Origin of the sequence: Rhodopila sp. (genome assembly GCF_035548095.1) — a bacterium.
GTDB lineage: Bacteria > Pseudomonadota > Alphaproteobacteria > Acetobacterales > Acetobacteraceae > Rhodopila.
The window spans coordinates 86,555-102,927 of the sequence record NZ_DASZUV010000002.1 but is presented as its reverse complement, the minus strand read 5'-3'; the positions used below and the strand labels follow the sequence as shown (position 1 = coordinate 102,927).

At 66.7% G+C, this 16,373-nt stretch carries 14 protein-coding genes; all 14 read right to left on the bottom strand.

Annotated elements, in window-relative coordinates; translation table 11 throughout:
* Positions 1-24: 24 nt before the first annotated feature.
* Positions 25-1,473, bottom strand: coding sequence for an FAD/NAD(P)-binding protein (locus VHC04_RS02710; RefSeq protein ID WP_325677683.1), 1,449 nt, complete (start codon positions 1,471-1,473; stop codon positions 25-27).
* A gap of 131 nt (positions 1,474-1,604) precedes the next feature.
* Positions 1,605-2,060 carry an RrF2 family transcriptional regulator gene (locus VHC04_RS02705; protein ID WP_325677681.1) on the bottom strand — a complete coding sequence of 152 codons (456 nt, stop codon included), beginning with the start codon at positions 2,058-2,060 and terminating at the stop codon, positions 1,605-1,607.
* Positions 2,061-2,218: 158 nt separating this feature from the next.
* Positions 2,219-3,082, bottom strand: coding sequence for a DMT family transporter (locus tag VHC04_RS02700; RefSeq protein WP_325677679.1), 864 nt, complete (start codon positions 3,080-3,082; stop codon positions 2,219-2,221).
* Between the two features lie 32 nt (positions 3,083-3,114).
* On the bottom strand, positions 3,115-3,657 hold the full coding sequence (locus VHC04_RS02695) for a hypothetical protein (RefSeq protein ID WP_325677677.1): 543 nt from the start codon (positions 3,655-3,657) through the stop codon (positions 3,115-3,117).
* On the bottom strand, positions 3,657-5,063 hold the full coding sequence (thrC, locus tag VHC04_RS02690) for a threonine synthase (protein ID WP_325677675.1): 1,407 nt from the start codon (positions 5,061-5,063) through the stop codon (positions 3,657-3,659). Before thrC ends, VHC04_RS02695 begins: the two co-directional genes overlap by 1 nt.
* 31 nt (positions 5,064-5,094) lie before the next feature.
* Positions 5,095-6,087 (bottom strand): glycosyl transferase family protein, encoded by a 993-nt coding sequence (locus VHC04_RS02685; RefSeq protein ID WP_325677673.1) that lies wholly within the window; start codon positions 6,085-6,087, stop codon positions 5,095-5,097.
* Between the two features lie 447 nt (positions 6,088-6,534).
* Positions 6,535-7,086, bottom strand: a complete 552-nt coding sequence (locus VHC04_RS02680; RefSeq protein WP_325677671.1) for a DUF2478 domain-containing protein — start codon at positions 7,084-7,086, stop codon at positions 6,535-6,537.
* A 43-nt stretch (positions 7,087-7,129) separates the two neighbouring features.
* Complete coding sequence (glp, locus tag VHC04_RS02675) at positions 7,130-8,338, bottom strand: gephyrin-like molybdotransferase Glp (protein ID WP_325677669.1); 1,209 nt, start codon at positions 8,336-8,338, stop codon at positions 7,130-7,132.
* Positions 8,339-8,385: 47 nt separating this feature from the next.
* Positions 8,386-8,685: a hypothetical protein gene (locus VHC04_RS02670; protein ID WP_325677667.1), complete on the bottom strand. Its 300-nt coding sequence runs from the start codon at positions 8,683-8,685 to the stop codon at positions 8,386-8,388.
* 67 nt (positions 8,686-8,752) lie between these two features.
* Entirely contained in the window at positions 8,753-9,634 is an 882-nt protein-coding gene (locus tag VHC04_RS02665) for a peptidylprolyl isomerase (RefSeq protein WP_325677664.1), read from the bottom strand.
* Positions 9,635-9,638: 4 nt separating this feature from the next.
* Positions 9,639-10,397, bottom strand: a complete 759-nt coding sequence (gene narI / locus VHC04_RS02660) for a respiratory nitrate reductase subunit gamma (RefSeq protein ID WP_325677662.1) — start codon at positions 10,395-10,397, stop codon at positions 9,639-9,641.
* Positions 10,398-10,409: 12 nt separating this feature from the next.
* Entirely contained in the window at positions 10,410-11,093 is a 684-nt protein-coding gene (narJ, locus tag VHC04_RS02655; protein ID WP_325677660.1) for a nitrate reductase molybdenum cofactor assembly chaperone, read from the bottom strand.
* Complete coding sequence (gene narH, locus VHC04_RS02650; protein WP_325677658.1) at positions 11,093-12,619, bottom strand: nitrate reductase subunit beta; 1,527 nt, start codon at positions 12,617-12,619, stop codon at positions 11,093-11,095. The genes narJ and narH overlap by 1 nt, the downstream gene beginning before the upstream one ends.
* The gene (locus VHC04_RS02645; protein ID WP_325677656.1) at positions 12,616-16,359 is read right to left on the bottom strand and encodes a nitrate reductase subunit alpha; all 3,744 of its coding nucleotides are present in this window, start codon (positions 16,357-16,359) and stop codon (positions 12,616-12,618) included. Before VHC04_RS02645 ends, narH begins: the two co-directional genes overlap by 4 nt.
* Positions 16,360-16,373 lie beyond the last annotated feature (14 nt).

Here is a 16,373-nt window from a genome sequence, read left to right as displayed (position 1 = left end):
CCATCGGGGGCCGGCGACCAGGTCCTATCGCGCGGGCTTGACCAGGGTGCTCAGGTGCCGGGCCATCATATCGCACTGGCGACGAATATCCGGGACGGCGGTCATCTCCCAGAACGCTGCACGGGTCAGCGGGCCGATGGCGAATACGCAGCGCGAAAGGGTGCCATCCCGACCGCGGACCGCGCCGGTGGCGGCGACATCCAGCGCCAGGCCCAGCGGATCCGGGCGCACGATCCCGTTCCGCAGCAAGGCGCGCAGGAGCGGGTCGCGGAGTCGAGCGCATTCGGTGCCGGGGCCGGTGCAGTTGAGGACGCGGGCTGCCCGCAGGATTATCGTGTCGGAACCGCCACGCGGACGAATGGTGGCGACGGCCGTCTCGTCCTGGACCGCGAGGTCGTGGAGATGACCAGCGAAGATGTGCAGCTGGCCAGTCTCGCGTGCCGCGTCGATGCGATCGGCGACGGGGCCGGCCATGCGATGACGGTGGATGTCCCACCAGGGCCGGACATGGCGGAGGAAGCGCTTCTGGTCGGCAGGGGACAAAGCCTGCCATAGATCGGCGGTGAACGGCCGCAACGAGTCGATCACCGCGCGCCAGTCGCTGCCGGCTTCGGCGGCGGCGCTGGCCTGGGCCCGCACGAAGCGGGTCAGTTGTCGAAGGTTGGTCGGCAACGCCGCCGCCGTCTGTGGCAGCGGACCGGCCGGCGCATGCCGATGCGGCACGAGACCGCGACGGGACACCGCCTGGATCGGCCCGCGATGCCCTTTGTTGAGCAAGGTCAGCACGGTGTCGATCATGGTCAGGCCGGTGCCCATCAGCAGGACCGCTGCATCCGGGTCCAGCCCGTCCAGTGCGCCGGAGGCGAGCGGATCGTGGCGATAGAGCGGTGTGGCGTAGAAGGCTCCATTGCCCACCGGGATGGGATCGGGCTGCAGGTTGCCGGTGGCGAGCACCGCCAGATCGACCTCGGTCGACGCGCCGTGGCTGCCGTGCAGGCGCAGGCCCTTGCCGGTCTGCTCCAGGCGGGTGATCCCGTCATGCACCAGGGTCAGGCGGCCGCGAACCGCCGGGTCTCGCATCGCCTGCTGCAACAGATCACGGAGATAGGCGCCATAGACGGCACGTGGCGCGAACAGGTCCGGGGAGGCTGCGGCAGGGCCGGATGAGGCGGTCCCGGGGCGTGCCTGCAACCAGTGCAGGAAGTCCAGTGGACGGTCGGGAAAAGCGCTCATTCTTCCGGCCGGGACATTCAGCAGATGGCAGGCGTGCGGCGTACCGTAGGCCACGCCGGGGCCGTGCGCGCCGCCGCGTTCCAGCAGGATGATCCGGGTGTTGGCGGGACATCGCCGCACCAGATGCAGCGTCAGCAAGGTGCCAGAGAACCCGGCGCCGATGACCGCGATCGTGGAACCGTCGGCCGCGTCCGGTGACCGAGTGGTGCCGGGAGCGCGTGAGGCAGTGGCATCAGGCATGGTCCGTCTCCGCTGCTGTGCTTCGTGATTGCCTATTTCTTTTATAGGAAATCAACGCATGGCCTGGAGGTGCCTGTCAACAATATTTTTCTATTTATCGAATAGGATATGAAATGAGCCGCGCCGGCGGCTTACGCGACCGCCTTGTGGGCGGGGGACGGCCTGGTGTCCGGCCCCTCGGCCAGTTGAGCGAGGGAGCAATTGTCCAGCACCCCTGCCACGGCGTCCCGAGCTTCCTGCAGCACGGGACGCAGGGAGCACAGGACGGGATCGACGCAATCGGCACACACCCCGTATTGTGTGCGGCTTGAGCAGGGTGTGAGCGCCAGCGGGCCGTCGATGACGCGGATGATATCCCCGACCTTGATCCGACTCGGCGGCCTGGTCAGGCGGTAGCCACCGTAACGGCCGCGGCGGCTATCGACGATGCCATGATCGCGCAGCTCCACCAGGATGGCTTCCAGGAATTTTTTCGGAAGATCCTGCGTCGCGGCGATATCCGACGCCAGCGTCCAGGTGGTGTTGGGGTATGTCTTGGCCAGAAAGACTGCCGCCCGGAGGGCGTATTTGGCTTTGCTTGACAGCATTGGCGTTTCGCACCCTGGACGTGCGTCAGGCGATTCGCCAGCACGTTGTACCACCATAGGCTGGGCACTCGGTCCGCGCAAAACGCAAGTCCATGTCGCGGGCGCAAGGCCGGGATGATGCGGCCGGTGCCAAGGCGGTAGAGACGGGTGCTTCCGCCCTATGCACGGCTTTTGCTGCTGACCAGCCAGCACCCGGCGGATGCGACGACGAGGCCCGCGATCGATAGCGCGGTCAGGCCCTCGCCCAGCAAGGCCCAGGCCAGGAAAGCGGCCGTTCCGGGCACAAGATAGAAGTTCGCACTGACCCGAGCGGCGGTGCCGCGGGCGAGCATGGCGGAATACAGGCACATGCCGCCCAGTGAGACCATCAGTGTATTCCACGCCGCCGCCGACACCGACGAGGCGGTCCACACCGCGCGCGGGGTTTCGAGCAGCCAGGCGCCAGCCGCCGACACCGCCGCGGCGGCAAGGAACTGTGCCGCGGCGCCCGGTAGCAACGGTACGCCCCGGCAGAAGCGGCCAAAATACAATGTGCCCGCGACGAGACCGAGGACGCCGATAAAGGCCAGCACCAGCCCGGCAAAGCGGGTGGGGCTGTCCAGCGCGGCATGGCCGACGACCAATCCTACGCCGGCCATTCCCAACGCCAGACCCAACCATTGCCGCGGTCGCAGATGTTCATGGAGCAGCACCACGCCCAGCAGCGCTGTCAGCAGCGGAGTCAATGACTGCACCAGGGCGATCTGCGCGGCGGGGACCAGCAGCAGCCCGACATGCGGGGCCATCAGCCCGATTGCGTTCAGGCTGGCCCCGGCGATGCCGCAATGCAGCCAGCGCCAGTTGCGCAGCGGCCGCCAGGATCGGCGCAGCACCAGCATCGTCGCCACCAGCACCACCGCACAACCGGCAAGCCGCACCGCCACGAACAGCAGTGGTGACAGATGCACCAGCCCGACCTTGGCCGCGACGAAAGAACTGCTCCACAGCAGGACGAACAGCAGCGGCGCGACTCGGTCGAACATGTCCTCCGGTGTCAGCCACGCCGAGCGGAGCGTCAACGCGGCGAGGTCACCTTCGGCACCCGTCCGCCATCCCAGCCGGCAGGTCCGGGAACGACCGTGACCTCATCTGCCGGCACCGCGCCACGCAGGAATTCCTTCAGCGGGCTGCAGAAGAAGCTGTGGCAGAGGCGGGCGCGCATGTCCGCTCGCAAAGTGCAGCCTGTCTCCCCGTGGAACAGGCAGGAATCCGCGAAGGAGCGGGGGGCGATCTGTTGGACATAGGCCGCGATCATCCCGCGCCCGGTCAGCGCCGGCTGGTCGCGATGGATACGGGCCAGGGTGCGTTCGTCGATATAGGCGTGTTCCCCGCCGCCCAGACAACAGAAGCCGCGACAGGCGGTGCAGCCGGCGACCAGAACCGGGACCACATCCGCCGCCACCGGGACGACCAGAGCCTGGATCAGCCGGTCCGGCCGGCGGGCCTTGCGCAGCTCCCGCAGGCATTCGATCAGATGACGCTTGAAACGGCGGACGCGGTCCGGCGCGGGAGGCTGCAGCGGCCGGTCCTGATGCGGAACGACCAGCCGCATCGCCATCAGGCCGCCGCGTTGCGGCCGGCCAGTGCGCGTACCGCCGCCTCGATCGCACCCAGATCCGCCGGCATGACCGTAAAGCGTTCGGTCCGATTGAACAGGTCGGCCAGACGCGGCGGCAGGGCAGGGTGCTCGCCGGTGGCGCGCTCGATCGCTTCAGGGAACTTCGCCGGATGCGCCGTCGCCATCGCCACCATCGGCACCCCCGGTCCAGCCGGATGTGCCCTGCCGGCGGCGATGCCGATCGCGCTATGCGGATCGGCCAGATAGCCGGTCGCGCTTCGCAGCCCGCGGATTTCCGCTTCGGTGCCCGCATCGTCCAGACGAAACGCGCTGAACCGACTGCGCGCCCGATGCCATACCGGGTCGGCGACGACCATTCGGCCAGTCTTGCGGAACCCTTCCATCGCGCGTCGCGTCGCCTCGGCGTCGCGGTCCAGCAGTTCGAACAGCAACCGCTCGAAGTTGGAGCTGACCTGGATGTCCATGCTGGGCGACAGCGAGGGCTCGACCTGTTGAATAGACATATCGTTGTGGTCAAGAAATCGCGTCAGGATGTCATTGCGGTTCGAGCCGATGGTCAGGCGGGTGATCGGCAGCCCCATCCGGCCGGCCACCCAGGCAGCCAGGACATTGCCGAAATTACCGGTGGGCACGCTGAACGCCACTTCCCGATCCGGCCCGCCCAGCGCCAGGGCGGCGGCGACATAATACGGCACCTGCGCGGCGATGCGGGCCCAGTTGATGGAGTTCACCGCCGACAGGTGCATCTGCTCGCGGAACGGGGTGTCAGCGAACATCGCCTTCACCAGGTCCTGACAGTCGTCGAATGTGCCTTCCACCGCGACATTGCCGACATTCGGCGCCAGCACGGTCGTCATCTGCCGCCGCTGCACCAGGCTGGTGCGCCCGTGCGGATGCAGGATCATGATGTCGATACGGTCACGTCCGGCGCAGGCCTCGATCGCCGCCGATCCGGTATCGCCCGAGGTGGCACCCACGATCGTCACCCGCGTGTCACGCCGGGTCAGCACATAGTCGAACAGCCGCCCCAGCACCTGCATCGCCATGTCCTTGAAGGCGAGCGTCGGGCCGTGAAACAGCTCCTGCACGAACAGATGCGTGTCGAGCTGCACCAGCGGTACCACCGCCGGATGGCCGAAGCCGGCATATGCCTCATGGCAGATCCGCTCCAGCACGGCGAACGGAATGGACGTGCCGACGAAAGGCTGCATCACCCGCGCGGCGAGGGCCGGGTAGGGCAGGGCACGCATGGCCCGCCAGTCGGACGGCGAGAAATGTGGCCAGGTTTCGGGGACGAACAGGCCGCCGTCCTCGGCAAGGCCGGCCAGCAGCACGTCGGCGAAATCGCGCGCGGGCGCCTGCCCGCGGGTGGAGATGTAGCGCATGGCGGGGTTTTAGGCGCAGCGGCGGCGTCTGTCAGTGCCGTTGTGCCCAGATGGCCTGGGCGTCGGTCATGGCCATGGCCGGATCGGCGGTGCGGCCGATAGCCAGCAGGCCCAGGGCGATGGTCGCCCATACCGTGGCAAGCGGTGTCGCCGGGACAGCGTCTCCCCGCCAGACAGCCGCCATCAACGCCGCCGGATCCTCAGAGGCCGAGTACGGCGCCAGACCGGTCACTGCCGGCAGGGCGAGCTCTCCGCGACCAGCATGCATGTCCCACACCGAGGCGATGGCCGGCTTCAGCGGTATCCGCTCCACCTCTCCGCCGCCGCCTTTGAGCACGACAAGGCGCGGCCGCCGCATCCGTTCGGCGACACCCAGGTGTACGTCGATATAGGGCGGATGGAACACGCCATCGACGCCACACGGCGCGTCCGCTGGATTCAGCAGGCGCGCCACCGTGTTCACCGGGGAGCGCAGGCCGAACAGACGGCGCATGCCCAGCAGACCCTCGACCGTGGGCGCCATCGCACGCAGCGGCACATAGGCGAAGCGGTCACGACGCAGTGCACGCCGCGCTTCGGCGGCCGAGGCCACGGGCCGCAGGTCCAGGGCGAGCACGCCCGCCTCGGTACCGATGCCCTGGGTGAAGCCGTTGCAACCATGCATCAATACCGGTATCCCGGCGCGGGCCATCGCCAACGCCGACAGCAGGAACCAGGGAGCACCTCGGGTCCGGCCGGCACCATAGGAAGGCCAGTCCAAGGTCACCGCCAGATCCGTCCAGGGCAATCCGGCATGCCGCCGGGCGGCAGTGACGAGGCCGGTGATTTCGTCGGCGTCCTCGCCACGGAACCGCAGCAGCATCAGGAAAGCGCCGATCTGATGCGGATCCGCTTCGCCGCGCAGCACCATGCCGAAAGCGTCCTCGGCTTCCTCCCGTGTCAGCGCGCGTGATCGGCCGGGTCCTCGGCCCAGGGTGGCGACGAAGCTGGCGAAACGGGTTTCGGTATCGGCGGAACGGGCCATGGTCGGCAGTTTACCGCGGATCCGGAGAGGGCGGGATGCGAACTCACGACCCAGGACGGCGAAATAACGTAAGGGCCTACACCGTCTGCTAAAACGGGCCCCTGGGGCGACATCCGGGCTCGACACGGTGTCAACATAGGGGTGGATGACCAACGCATGTCTGTGTGGGAAACGGCGCGCGCTCTTCCAAGAAGCTGGCGAATGAGGCGGCGCATGACGCAACTCGACCTCGCCTGCGAAGTGGATCTCTCGACGACTGCCCGCTGATGCTGACACCGCCGCGTTCCTACGCCGCGCGGCAGCATAGGCGTGGTTGGCTCAGGCAGTTCACGGGTCGGTAGTATGTCAATCTAAACGTATATTCCGGATTGGCGCCTGATCAGCTCAGACCGACGGTCAGAAGGCGCTTATCATGCCCAGGCAGCAGAAGTTCCGGGGCATGTCGGGTCAACCTGGCTCTGTCGTCAGGTAGTCTCTGAACATCGACGCTGATGGTATCTCTTCCACGCTGTATGGGGCCAGCGTCAGCTCGCGCGCCAGGCCGCCTGCAAACGTCCGGAACGCAGCCAGGTTGATGGCGGGTACGCCGATCAGCACCGATACGCCCAGGTCCAGGGCGTGCACGATCAGGCCGCGCACGCCGCCACCCTCCACCTCGGTCTTGCCGAACTTGCACAGCACAAGAAGTTCGGTACGGCTCGACAATGACGCCTCGGCGGCCACGCACGCCCGCAGCAGCAAATCGGTGTTCAGGACGCAGCCGCGGGCCAGCGGCCCGCGATCCTCGGAAATCGGATGCCGCGTGCCGGTGGCAAGATCCCGCAGCACCATGTCGCATTTTCGCCGGCCTGGCCGAGCGATACGGTGCTGGACCAGTCCCGCGAGACGAAGGCCGGATTCCGTCATCGCGCGGGTGATCTCGCACAGATAGGTCTCGAAGGCCGCGCCATCGGTGTAGACGATCGCGGTGATAGGGAAATCGGGATCGGCGATCTGCATGGCGGTCTTCTTATGGTGGCGAGGTGCGGGCGCGAAGGGAGCGCTATCGAACGAAACGGGGCCGATCGAACGGCAGGATCTCCACCAGGGACCCATTGTCCAGCGGCGCGGCCGCGGCCGGCACGATGGCGATGGCATCGGCCGCGACCATCGGCAGCATGCGGTGGGAACCGTCGCTCGGGATGCGCTGCGCCGTCAGGCCGCCGTCCTGGCTGCGCAGCCGGACGGGCAGCATGTCGGTCCGGTCCGGCCGGCGCGCCCGGGTGAAGGCGGCGCGGGCGGTCACCGGCGCGGCGGAGGCCTCCCCGGCCATGATCGCCAGCATCGGCCGTACGAAGGCCAGGGCACCATAGGCGGCGGCCTGCGGGTTGCCCGGCAGCCCGACGAAGCAGGCATCGCCGATCCGGCCCAGGCCCAGCGGCTTGCCGGGCTTCATCGCCACCTTCACCACATCAAGCTGGCCACCCGCGTTCAGCACGGCGCCCCGCACGTGATCCTCCTCCCCCACCGACATGCCGGCGGTGGTGATCAGCAGGTCGGTCCGTTCGGCCAGCGCGGCGATCGTTGCGGTGATCGCGGCGGCATCGTCCGGCGCCGAGACCGAGGTGAGCTGGATGCCGGGCGCCGCCAGCAGCGCCGCCAGCATCGGACCGTTGGAGTCATGGACGGTCCCTTCGTTCAGCGTTTCAGCGGCGTCGCGCAACTCGGACCCGGTGGTCAGGACACCGACCCGCACCGGCCCCGTCACCGGCACCGACGCGATGCCCAGTGCCGCCAGCAGGGCGATCTCCGGCCAGGCCAGCACGGTGCCGGCCGGCAGCACGGCGGCGCCCTGTCGCACGTCCTCTCCCGCCCGGCGGATATGGGTGCCGGCCTGGATGTCCGGCCCGAGCTGGACAAGGCCGCTGCCACGCAACGTGGTCTGTTCCTGCATCACGACGGTATCGGCGCCGGCCGGCAGGGCGCCGCCGGTCATGATCCGGTGCGCGGTGCCCGGCACCAGGACGCCGGGCGCGTCGCCGGCATGGGTGCGGCCGGAGACCGGCAGCACCAGCGGCAGGCCAGCCCGTCCGACCAGGGACACGGCGTACCCGTCCATCGCCGCCTGGTCGAACGTGGGCAGCGAGCGCGGCGCATGGATGGTCCGCGCCAGCACGCGGCCGGCGGCGGCGTGCAACGGCACCTCCCGCCGGCGATCTAGCGGGCTGGCGAGCGCGGCGGCGGCGGCACGGGCGGTTTCGAAAGAAACCATCCGGCCCCCCGGTTGGAAGCAGCAATCTTGCAAGGTGGCGGACATGATCAGGCCTCCTTGGGCCCGGCGACTGTCGCGTGCGGAAGGGCTTTTTCCAGAATGGCGCGCATCGCCGCCAGGCTGGGGTCCGGCGCACGGTTCATGATGCCGATGAGCTGGACGAAATAATCATCCGACGCGGTGTCCAGGAAACCTCGCACGGTGGCGGCCAGCGTGTCGGCCGGCGACCGTCCCGACGCCTCGGCCGCCTCGGCCACCCGTCGCGGGATCGATGTGTCCTCCAGCGCCGCCATCACCCGCGCGGTCACCGCGGGGTCGTCCAGGGAATCGATCAACCGGCCCAGCATGGCACCCTCATTGCATCGGCAGTCAATACATCGGTAGTCAATACATCAGCAGTCTTTACACCTGTGGTCATTGCAACAGCGGTGACGCGGCGCCGTCCAGGGCGATGCCCCGGATCTCGGCCCTGCCGACCAGCAGCGCGATGTATTGGGCGCTGGCCTGATGGCGAACCCGCTGGTTCAAATAGGATTCGATCCGTCCGCGCACCACTTCGAACGGCAGATGCCGTCCGTCGATCCGGCGGTGGAGGCGGATCAGGTGTACACCGTACCGCGTCTCCACCGGCCCCGACAGGGTGCCCGGTTCCAGCGCCTTCAGCGCGGCCTCGAACTCGGTGGTGGTATCGCCGGGCCCGATCTGACCCAGGCTGCCGCCAACGCTCGCCGACGGACAGTCGGAGCAGTCGCGCGCCAGGGCGGCGAACCGGTCCGGATGCCGCGCCAGCTCCGCCGCCAGCGCGCCGGCCTTGTCGCGCGCTGCCTGGAATCCGGCCGCGTCGTCGCGGCGGGCGGCGATCAGGATATGGTCCGCCTCATAGAGCGGAGCGGTCGTGAAGCGGCCGCGGTTGTTGACGTAGTAGCGGCGTGCCGTCGCCTCGTCGGCTTGCGGCGTGCGCACCTCCTGTTCCAGCACGGCGCGGATCATCGCGTCCTCGGTGGTCTCCAGCCGGCCCTCATCGTCTGCCTGCTGCTCCGCCGCCACGTCCAGCCGGCGGGCTTCCTGCAGCAGCAATTCACGGATCACCAGTGCGCGGGCGGCGGCCTGCCAGGCGGCGGCGGGTGTCCGCGCCGGAAAGTTCTGCACCTCGGCGGCGATCGCCTTGCGCGGGATCGTCACGCCATTGACCGTGACGGGCCCCATCGGAACCCGTTCGGGGGAAGGTTGGGTGCTCCGCGGCCGGGGCGCGTCACCCCGTTTCGCCGCGTGGTCGATCACGATCGTGGTGGTCATGGGCCTACTCCGCGGCCTGGTGGGGGGTCTGGTGGCGCGCCTGATGGGGCCCTCGACGCGGGACGCGTCGCGGCGCGGCGGAACGGCTGCGCACCACCTGGTAGCCCGGACGGCCGAGGTACCAGACCGGCACGCTCCATACATGCACCAGCCGGGTGAACGGGAAGATGAGGAAGATCGTCATGCCCAGCATGAGGTGCGCCTTGAAGATCGGGCTCGCGTCCTGGACATAGGCGGCCGCCGAGGGCTGCATCGTCAGGATGCCCTGCGCCCAGTTCATGAACTTGACCATTTCGTGCCCATCCATGTGATGGAGCGAAACGAAGATGGTGGAGAGGCCGAGGGTGAGCTGGACCCAGAGGATCAGCAGGATGGCATTGTCGCCGAAGCTGGAGGTCGCGCGGATGCGCGGGTCCAGGAAACGGCGATGCGCCAACAGGACGATGCCGATGAAGCAGGCGATGCCGGCAAGGCCGCCGACGGTGATCGCCAGACCTTGTTTGAATTCGTGGCTGATGCCCATCATGTCGAACACCCAGATCGGCGTCAGCAGGCCGACCAGATGGCCGAAGAAGATGATCAGGATGCCGATGTGGAACAGGTTCGATCCCCAGCGCAGCTGGCGGCGCCGCAGCAACTGGGAGGAGCCGGTCTTCCAGGTATATTGCTCACGGTCGAAACGCAGCAGGCTGCCCAGCAGGAAGATGGTCAGACACAGATAAGGGTACCAGCCGAACAACGCGCTGTTGATGGAGTATGACATTGTTCCGCCTCCTTAAACAGCAGCCTGCCGGACGTCGCGCTGCCCGGCGCGCATGCGGATTCGCAGCCGGTCGACGGAGCAGCCGTCCGTTGCGTCACCTGGCCCGAAAACGACCGCCGTCTCCTCCCACGCCGCATCCAGCGCGGCGAGGTCGTCCGGCTGCGCCGGTTCCGCGTCGGACGCCGTCTTGCGATCGCCTGCCGCGGCGCGGATCGCGCCGAGGACGGCGGCATAGGGAGAGCCGCGTTCGGCCAGCCGAGCCTGTAGCGCGGAGAGGATGTGCAGCGTGTCGGACAGCACGCCGCGGGCTTCCTGCAGCGGCCGTGTCGACAGGTATTCCAGGAACAGCGGCAGGAAGTCCGGCAGTTCGTTGGCCGACAGCACCAGCCCGCCGCGCTCATACAGCGCGGCCAGGTCCACCATCGCCTGGCCGCGGTCGCGGCTTTCGCCATGCACATGCTCGAACAGATGCAGCGACAGACGGCGGCTTTTGTCGAACAGGTCGACATAGCGTTCCTGCAGGTCGAACAGGTCGGCCGCCGCCAGCTCATCGAGGAATGGCGCCAGCGCCGCCCGCGCATGGCGATCGACGAGGCCCTCCGTCTCGATCGCCGTTCGGATTTCCCCGGCCGCCCGCTGCAACTCCTCGGTCGGGTAGGTCAGCAGGGCGGACAGCGCCTTGAAGGTCGCGGCCATCACACCAGCTCCATCGGGTTGCGCGCCTTGCGGTGATGCCTGGTGGCGAACAGGTTGGTGTCCGACGTGCCGCCGGAGCAGCCATTGCCGAAGGAAAAGCCGCAGGATCCGCGCAGATCATAGGTATCCTCGCTCCATTCCCGGTGCACGGTCGGGATGACGAAGCGATCCTCGTAGTTGGCGATCGCCATGATCTGATACATCTGCTCGATATCCGCGCCGGTCAGGCCGACACGGGCGGCGATGCGCTCATCCAGCCGGCCGTCGACCGTCTTGGCGCGCATGTAGCCGCGCATCGCCAGCATGCGCTCCAGCGCCAAAGCCACCGGCTCCTCCTTTCCCGCGGTCAGCAGGTTCGCGAGGTAGCGCAGCGGGATACGCAGGGAGCGGACGTCGGGCATCTCTCCATCCATCCCCATCTTACCGGCGGACGCGGCCGATTGGATCGGCGACAATGGCGGCACGTACCAGACCATCGGCAGGGTCCTGTATTCCGGGTGCAGCGGGAACGCGACCTTCCAGTCCATCGCCATCTTCCAGATCGGCGAGTGACGTGCCGCCTCGATCCAGGCTTCCGGCACGCCGTCGGCGCGCGCCTGGCCGATCACCGCCGGATCCTTCGGGTCCAGGAACAGATCGAGCTGGGCCTGGTACAGGTCCTGCTCATTCGGCGTTGCTGCCGCGGCCTCGATCCGATCGGCGTCATATAGCAGCACGCCCAGGTAGCGGATGCGCCCGACACAGGTTTCCGAACAGACGGTCGGTTGCCCCGCCTCGATGCGCGGGAAGCAGAAGATGCACTTCTCCGACTTGCCGGAGTTCCAGTTGTAGTAGATCTTCTTGTAGGGACACCCGGAGACGCACATGCGCCAACCGCGGCACTTGTCCTGGTCGATCAGGACGATGCCGTCCTCCTCCCGCTTGTAGATCGCGCCTGAGGGGCAGACCGCGACACAGGCGGGGTTCAGGCAGTGCTCGCACAGCCTGGGCAGGTACATCATGAAGGTGTTTTCGAACTGGCCGTAGATTTCCTTCTGCACACCCTCAAAATTGATGTCCTTCGACCGCTTCTCGAACTCGCCGCCCAGGATCTCCTCCCAGTTCGGGCCCCATTCGATCTTTTCGATGCGCTCGCCGCTGACCAGGGAGCGCGGGCGGGCGGTGGGGAACGCCTTTGATTCGGGAGCGGTGTGCAAATGCTCGTAATCGAAGGTGAACGGCTCATAGTAGTCGTCGATTTCCGGCAGGTCCGGGTTGGCGAAGATGTTCGCCAGGATGCGCCACTTGGCGCCCATTTTCGGCTCGATCCGTCCGTTGCGCTTGCGCGTCCAGCCGCCATTCCAGACATCCTGGTTTTCCCACTGGCGCGGATAGCCGACACCGGGTTTCGTTTCGACGTTGTTGAACCAGGCGTATTCCACGCCCTCGCGATTGGTCCAGACATTCTTGCAGGTGACGGAGCACGTATGGCACCCGATGCATTTGTCCAAATTCAAAACCATCGCAATCTGCGCTCGGATTTTCATTCCGCGGCCTCCTTCGCAGCCAGGGCTTCGCCCGATTCCTCCAGCCAGTCCACCTTCGCCATCTTGCGGACAACAATGAACTCGTCGCGATTGGAACCGACCGTTCCGTAGTAGTTGAACCCGTAGGATTGCTGGGCATAGCCGCCGATCATGTGGGTGGGCTTCAGCACCGTGCGGGTCACCGAGTTGTGGATGCCGCCGCGATTCCCTGTCATTTCGGATCCGGGCGTGTTCACGATCTTCTCCTGCGCGTGATACATCAGCATCATGCCTTGCTTGATCCGCTGGGAGACGACCGCCCGAGCGGTGAGGGCGCCGTTGGCGTTGAAGACCTCTACCCAGTCATTGTCGACGATCCCGGCGGATTTCGCGTCGGTCTCGGAGACCCATACCACCGGTCCGCCGCGGTTCAGCGTCAGCATCAGCAGGTTGTCCGTGTAGGTGGAGTGGATGCCCCATTTCTGGTGCGGCGTGATGAAGTTCAGCACGATCTCCTTGTTGCCGTTGGGGCGCATACCCTTCACGGCAGCGATCGTCTTCAGGTCGACTGGCGGCTTCCAGGTCACGAAGCCCTCGCCGAAGGCCCGCATCCACAGGTGATCCTGGTACAGCTGCTGCCGCCCGGTCAGCGTGCGCCACGGGATCAGCTCATGCACGTTCGTGTAGCCGGCGTTATAGCAGACCTTCTCACTCTCGATCCCGGACCAGGTGGGAGAGGAGATGATCTTGCGCGGCTGCGCCTGGATGTCACGATAGCGGATCTTCTCGTCTTCCTTCGGGATCGCCAGGTGCGCGTGATCGCGGCCGGTCGCCTTCGACAGCGCCTCCCACGCCTTCACCGCCACCTCGCCATTGGTTTCAGGCGCCAGCATCAGGATGACCTCGGTGGCGTCGATATCGGTCTCGATCTTCGGCAGTCCTTTATTGGCGCCTTCGGCGTGGATGCCATTCAGCGCCCCCAGCGCCTCCACTTCATGCGCCGTCTTCCAGGTGATGCCCTTGCCGCCATTGCCGATCTCGGTCATCAGCGGACCCAATGCGGTGAAGCGGGCGTACAAGTTCGGGTAATCGCGCGTGACGACGGTCACCGATGGCATTGTCTTGCCCGGGACCGGCTCGGCCTCGCCGCGCTTCCAGTCTGCCACATCGAAGGGCTGCGCGATCTCGCCGGGGCTGTCGTGCTGGATCGGGGTCAGGACGACATCCTTCTCCACGCCCAGTACCTCCGGCGCGGCGGCGGAAAAGGCCTTCGCCAGACCTTTGTAGATCTCCCAGTCCGACTTCGCCTCCCATGCCGGGTCCACGGCCGCGGACAGCGGGTGGATGAACGGATGCATGTCGGACGTGTTCAGGTCGTTCTTTTCGTACCAGGTCGCCGTCGGCAGCACGATGTCGGAATAGACGCAGGTGGTGGACATGCGGAAATCCAGCGTCACCAGCAGGTCCAGCTTGCCCTCCGGCGCTGTTTCATGCCAGGCGACCTCCTTGTTCCGCACCGCGCCCTCGGCGCCCAGGTCCTTGCCCATCACGCCATGCGTGGTGCCCAGCAGGTGCTTCAGAAAATATTCGTGCCCCTTGCCGGAGGAGCCGAGGATGTTGGACCGCCAGACGAACATGTTGCGCGGCCAGTTCGCCGGGTCGTCCGGGTCATGGCAGGACAGCTCCAGATCTCCGGACTTCAGCGCCTGGGCGACATAGTCCTTCGGCTCCAGGCCGGCGGCGGCGGCGCGGGCTGCGATCGTCAGCGGGTTCTGCTTGAGTTGCGGGGCCGATGGCAGCCAGCCCATGCGCTCCGCCCGCACATTGTAGTCAATGAAACTGTTCTGCCAGTCTCCGTCGGGCGCGGTGGGTGACAGGATCTCGGCCGCGGTCAAGGTTTCATACCGCCACTGGTCGGTATGGGCATAGAAAAACGACGTGGCGTTCTGGTGGCGCGGCGGACGCGACCAGTCCAGGCCGAAGGCCAGCGGCGTCCACCCCGTCTGCGGCCGCAACTTCTCCTGTCCCACATAGTGCGACCAGCCACCGCCCGACTGGCCGACCGCGCCGCAGAACACCAGCATGTTGATGACGCCGCGATAGCCCATATCCATGTGGTACCAATGGTTCATGCCAGCCCCGATGATGATCATCGAGCGGCCATTGGTCTTTTCGGCGTTGGTCGCGAACTCCCGCGCGACGGTGATGATCGCTTCCCGCTTCACACCGGTGATCCGCTCCGCCCAGGCGGGGGTAAAGGGCACATCCTCGTCATATGACGACGCGACGTTGCCGCCGCCGAAGCCGCGGTCCAGGCCGTAATTCGCCATCATCAGGTCGTTGACCGTGGCGACCTTCACGCTGCCGCCATCGGCCGTCCGCAGCGTCCGTGCCGGCACGTTGCGGGTCAGCACCTCGCCGTGCCGGGTAGCCACGAAATGCTCCGACGCGCGGCCGCCGAAATAGGGGAAGTCCACCGGCACGATCTCGGCGCCGTCGCCCGCCAGGGTCAGCATCAGGCGGATGTCGCGGCCCTGGCCGTCCTTTTCCTCCAGGTTCCACTTCGCGGTTTCGCCCCAGCGATGGCCGATCGAGCCCAGCGGGGCCACCGGCGTGCCGGTCCGTTCATCGATCGCAACCGTCTTCCAGTCCGGGTTGTTGGTTTCACCCAGCGCGTCCGGCAACTCCGACGCGCGCAACAGTCGTTCCGGCACGAAGCGGCCGTCCCGTTCGGTCAGCCGCACCAGGAAGGGCAGGTCGGTGTAGCGGCGAACATAGTCCTGGAAATATGGCACCTGCCGCTGCAGATGATACTCGCGCAGAATGACATGGCCCATCGCCAGCGCCAGCGCCGCGTCGGTGCCCTGCTTCGGGTTCAGCCAGATATCGGCGAATTTCGTCGCCTCGGCATAATCAGGGCTGACCACGGCGCTCTTGGTGCCCTTGTAGCGGACCTCGGTGTAGAAATGCGCATCCGGCGTGCGTGTCTGCGGCACGTTGGAGCCCCAGACGATGATGAACCCGGCATTGTACCAGTCGGCGCTTTCCGGCACGTCGGTCTGCTCGCCCCAGGTCTGCGGTGAGGCGGGTGGCAGGTCGCAATACCAGTCGTAGAAGGACAGGCAGACGCCGCCCATCAGTGACAGATAGCGCGCGCCGGAGGCGTAGGAGATCATCGACATTGCCGGGATGGGTGAAAATCCGATCACCCGGTCCGGTCCATGGTGTTTCACCGTGTAGGCATTGGCCGCCGCAACGATCTCATTCACCTCATCCCAGCTTGCCCGGACAAACCCGCCATGGCCGCGGATCGCGGTATAGGATTTCCGCTTGTCCGCGTCCTGTACGATCGAGGCCCAGGCAGCGACCGGCGGCAGGGTCTTCCGAGCGGCACGCCAGAGTTTGAGCAGGCGGCCGCGGATCATGGGGTATTTCACACGCGAACCGGAATACAGGTACCAGCTATAGGACGCGCCGCGCGAGCAGCCGCGGGGCTCGTGGTTCGGCAGGTCCGGTCGCGTGCGCGGATAGTCGGTCTGCTGCGTCTCCCAGGTGACGATGCCGCCCTTGACATAGATTTTCCAGGAGCAGGAGCCGGTGCAGTTCACCCCATGGGTGGAACGTACGATCTTGTCGTGCTGCCAGCGTTGGCGATAGCCGTCCTCCCAGGAACGATCCTCGGCCGTGACGACGCCGTGGCCGCCGGCGAAGGTGTCGACGTTCTTCCTGAAGAAGGTGAGGCGATCCAGAAAGTATGACATGGCTTTGTCCTCGC

Coding starts and splice junctions, on each gene's coding strand:
- VHC04_RS02710 (WP_325677683.1), bottom strand. CDS start 1,473: ATGCCTGATGCCACTGCCTCACGCGCTCCCGGCACCACTCGGTCACCG.
- VHC04_RS02705 (WP_325677681.1), bottom strand. CDS start 2,060: ATGCTGTCAAGCAAAGCCAAATACGCCCTCCGGGCGGCAGTCTTTCTG.
- VHC04_RS02700 (WP_325677679.1), bottom strand. CDS start 3,082: ATGTTCGACCGAGTCGCGCCGCTGCTGTTCGTCCTGCTGTGGAGCAGT.
- VHC04_RS02695 (WP_325677677.1), bottom strand. CDS start 3,657: ATGGCGATGCGGCTGGTCGTTCCGCATCAGGACCGGCCGCTGCAGCCT.
- thrC (WP_325677675.1), bottom strand. CDS start 5,063: ATGCGCTACATCTCCACCCGCGGGCAGGCGCCCGCGCGCGATTTCGCC.
- VHC04_RS02685 (WP_325677673.1), bottom strand. CDS start 6,087: ATGGCCCGTTCCGCCGATACCGAAACCCGTTTCGCCAGCTTCGTCGCC.
- VHC04_RS02680 (WP_325677671.1), bottom strand. CDS start 7,086: ATGCAGATCGCCGATCCCGATTTCCCTATCACCGCGATCGTCTACACC.
- glp (WP_325677669.1), bottom strand. CDS start 8,338: ATGGTTTCTTTCGAAACCGCCCGTGCCGCCGCCGCCGCGCTCGCCAGC.
- VHC04_RS02670 (WP_325677667.1), bottom strand. CDS start 8,685: ATGCTGGGCCGGTTGATCGATTCCCTGGACGACCCCGCGGTGACCGCG.
- VHC04_RS02665 (WP_325677664.1), bottom strand. CDS start 9,634: ATGACCACCACGATCGTGATCGACCACGCGGCGAAACGGGGTGACGCG.
- narI (WP_325677662.1), bottom strand. CDS start 10,397: ATGTCATACTCCATCAACAGCGCGTTGTTCGGCTGGTACCCTTATCTG.
- narJ (WP_325677660.1), bottom strand. CDS start 11,093: ATGGCCGCGACCTTCAAGGCGCTGTCCGCCCTGCTGACCTACCCGACC.
- narH (WP_325677658.1), bottom strand. CDS start 12,619: ATGAAAATCCGAGCGCAGATTGCGATGGTTTTGAATTTGGACAAATGC.
- VHC04_RS02645 (WP_325677656.1), bottom strand. CDS start 16,359: ATGTCATACTTTCTGGATCGCCTCACCTTCTTCAGGAAGAACGTCGAC.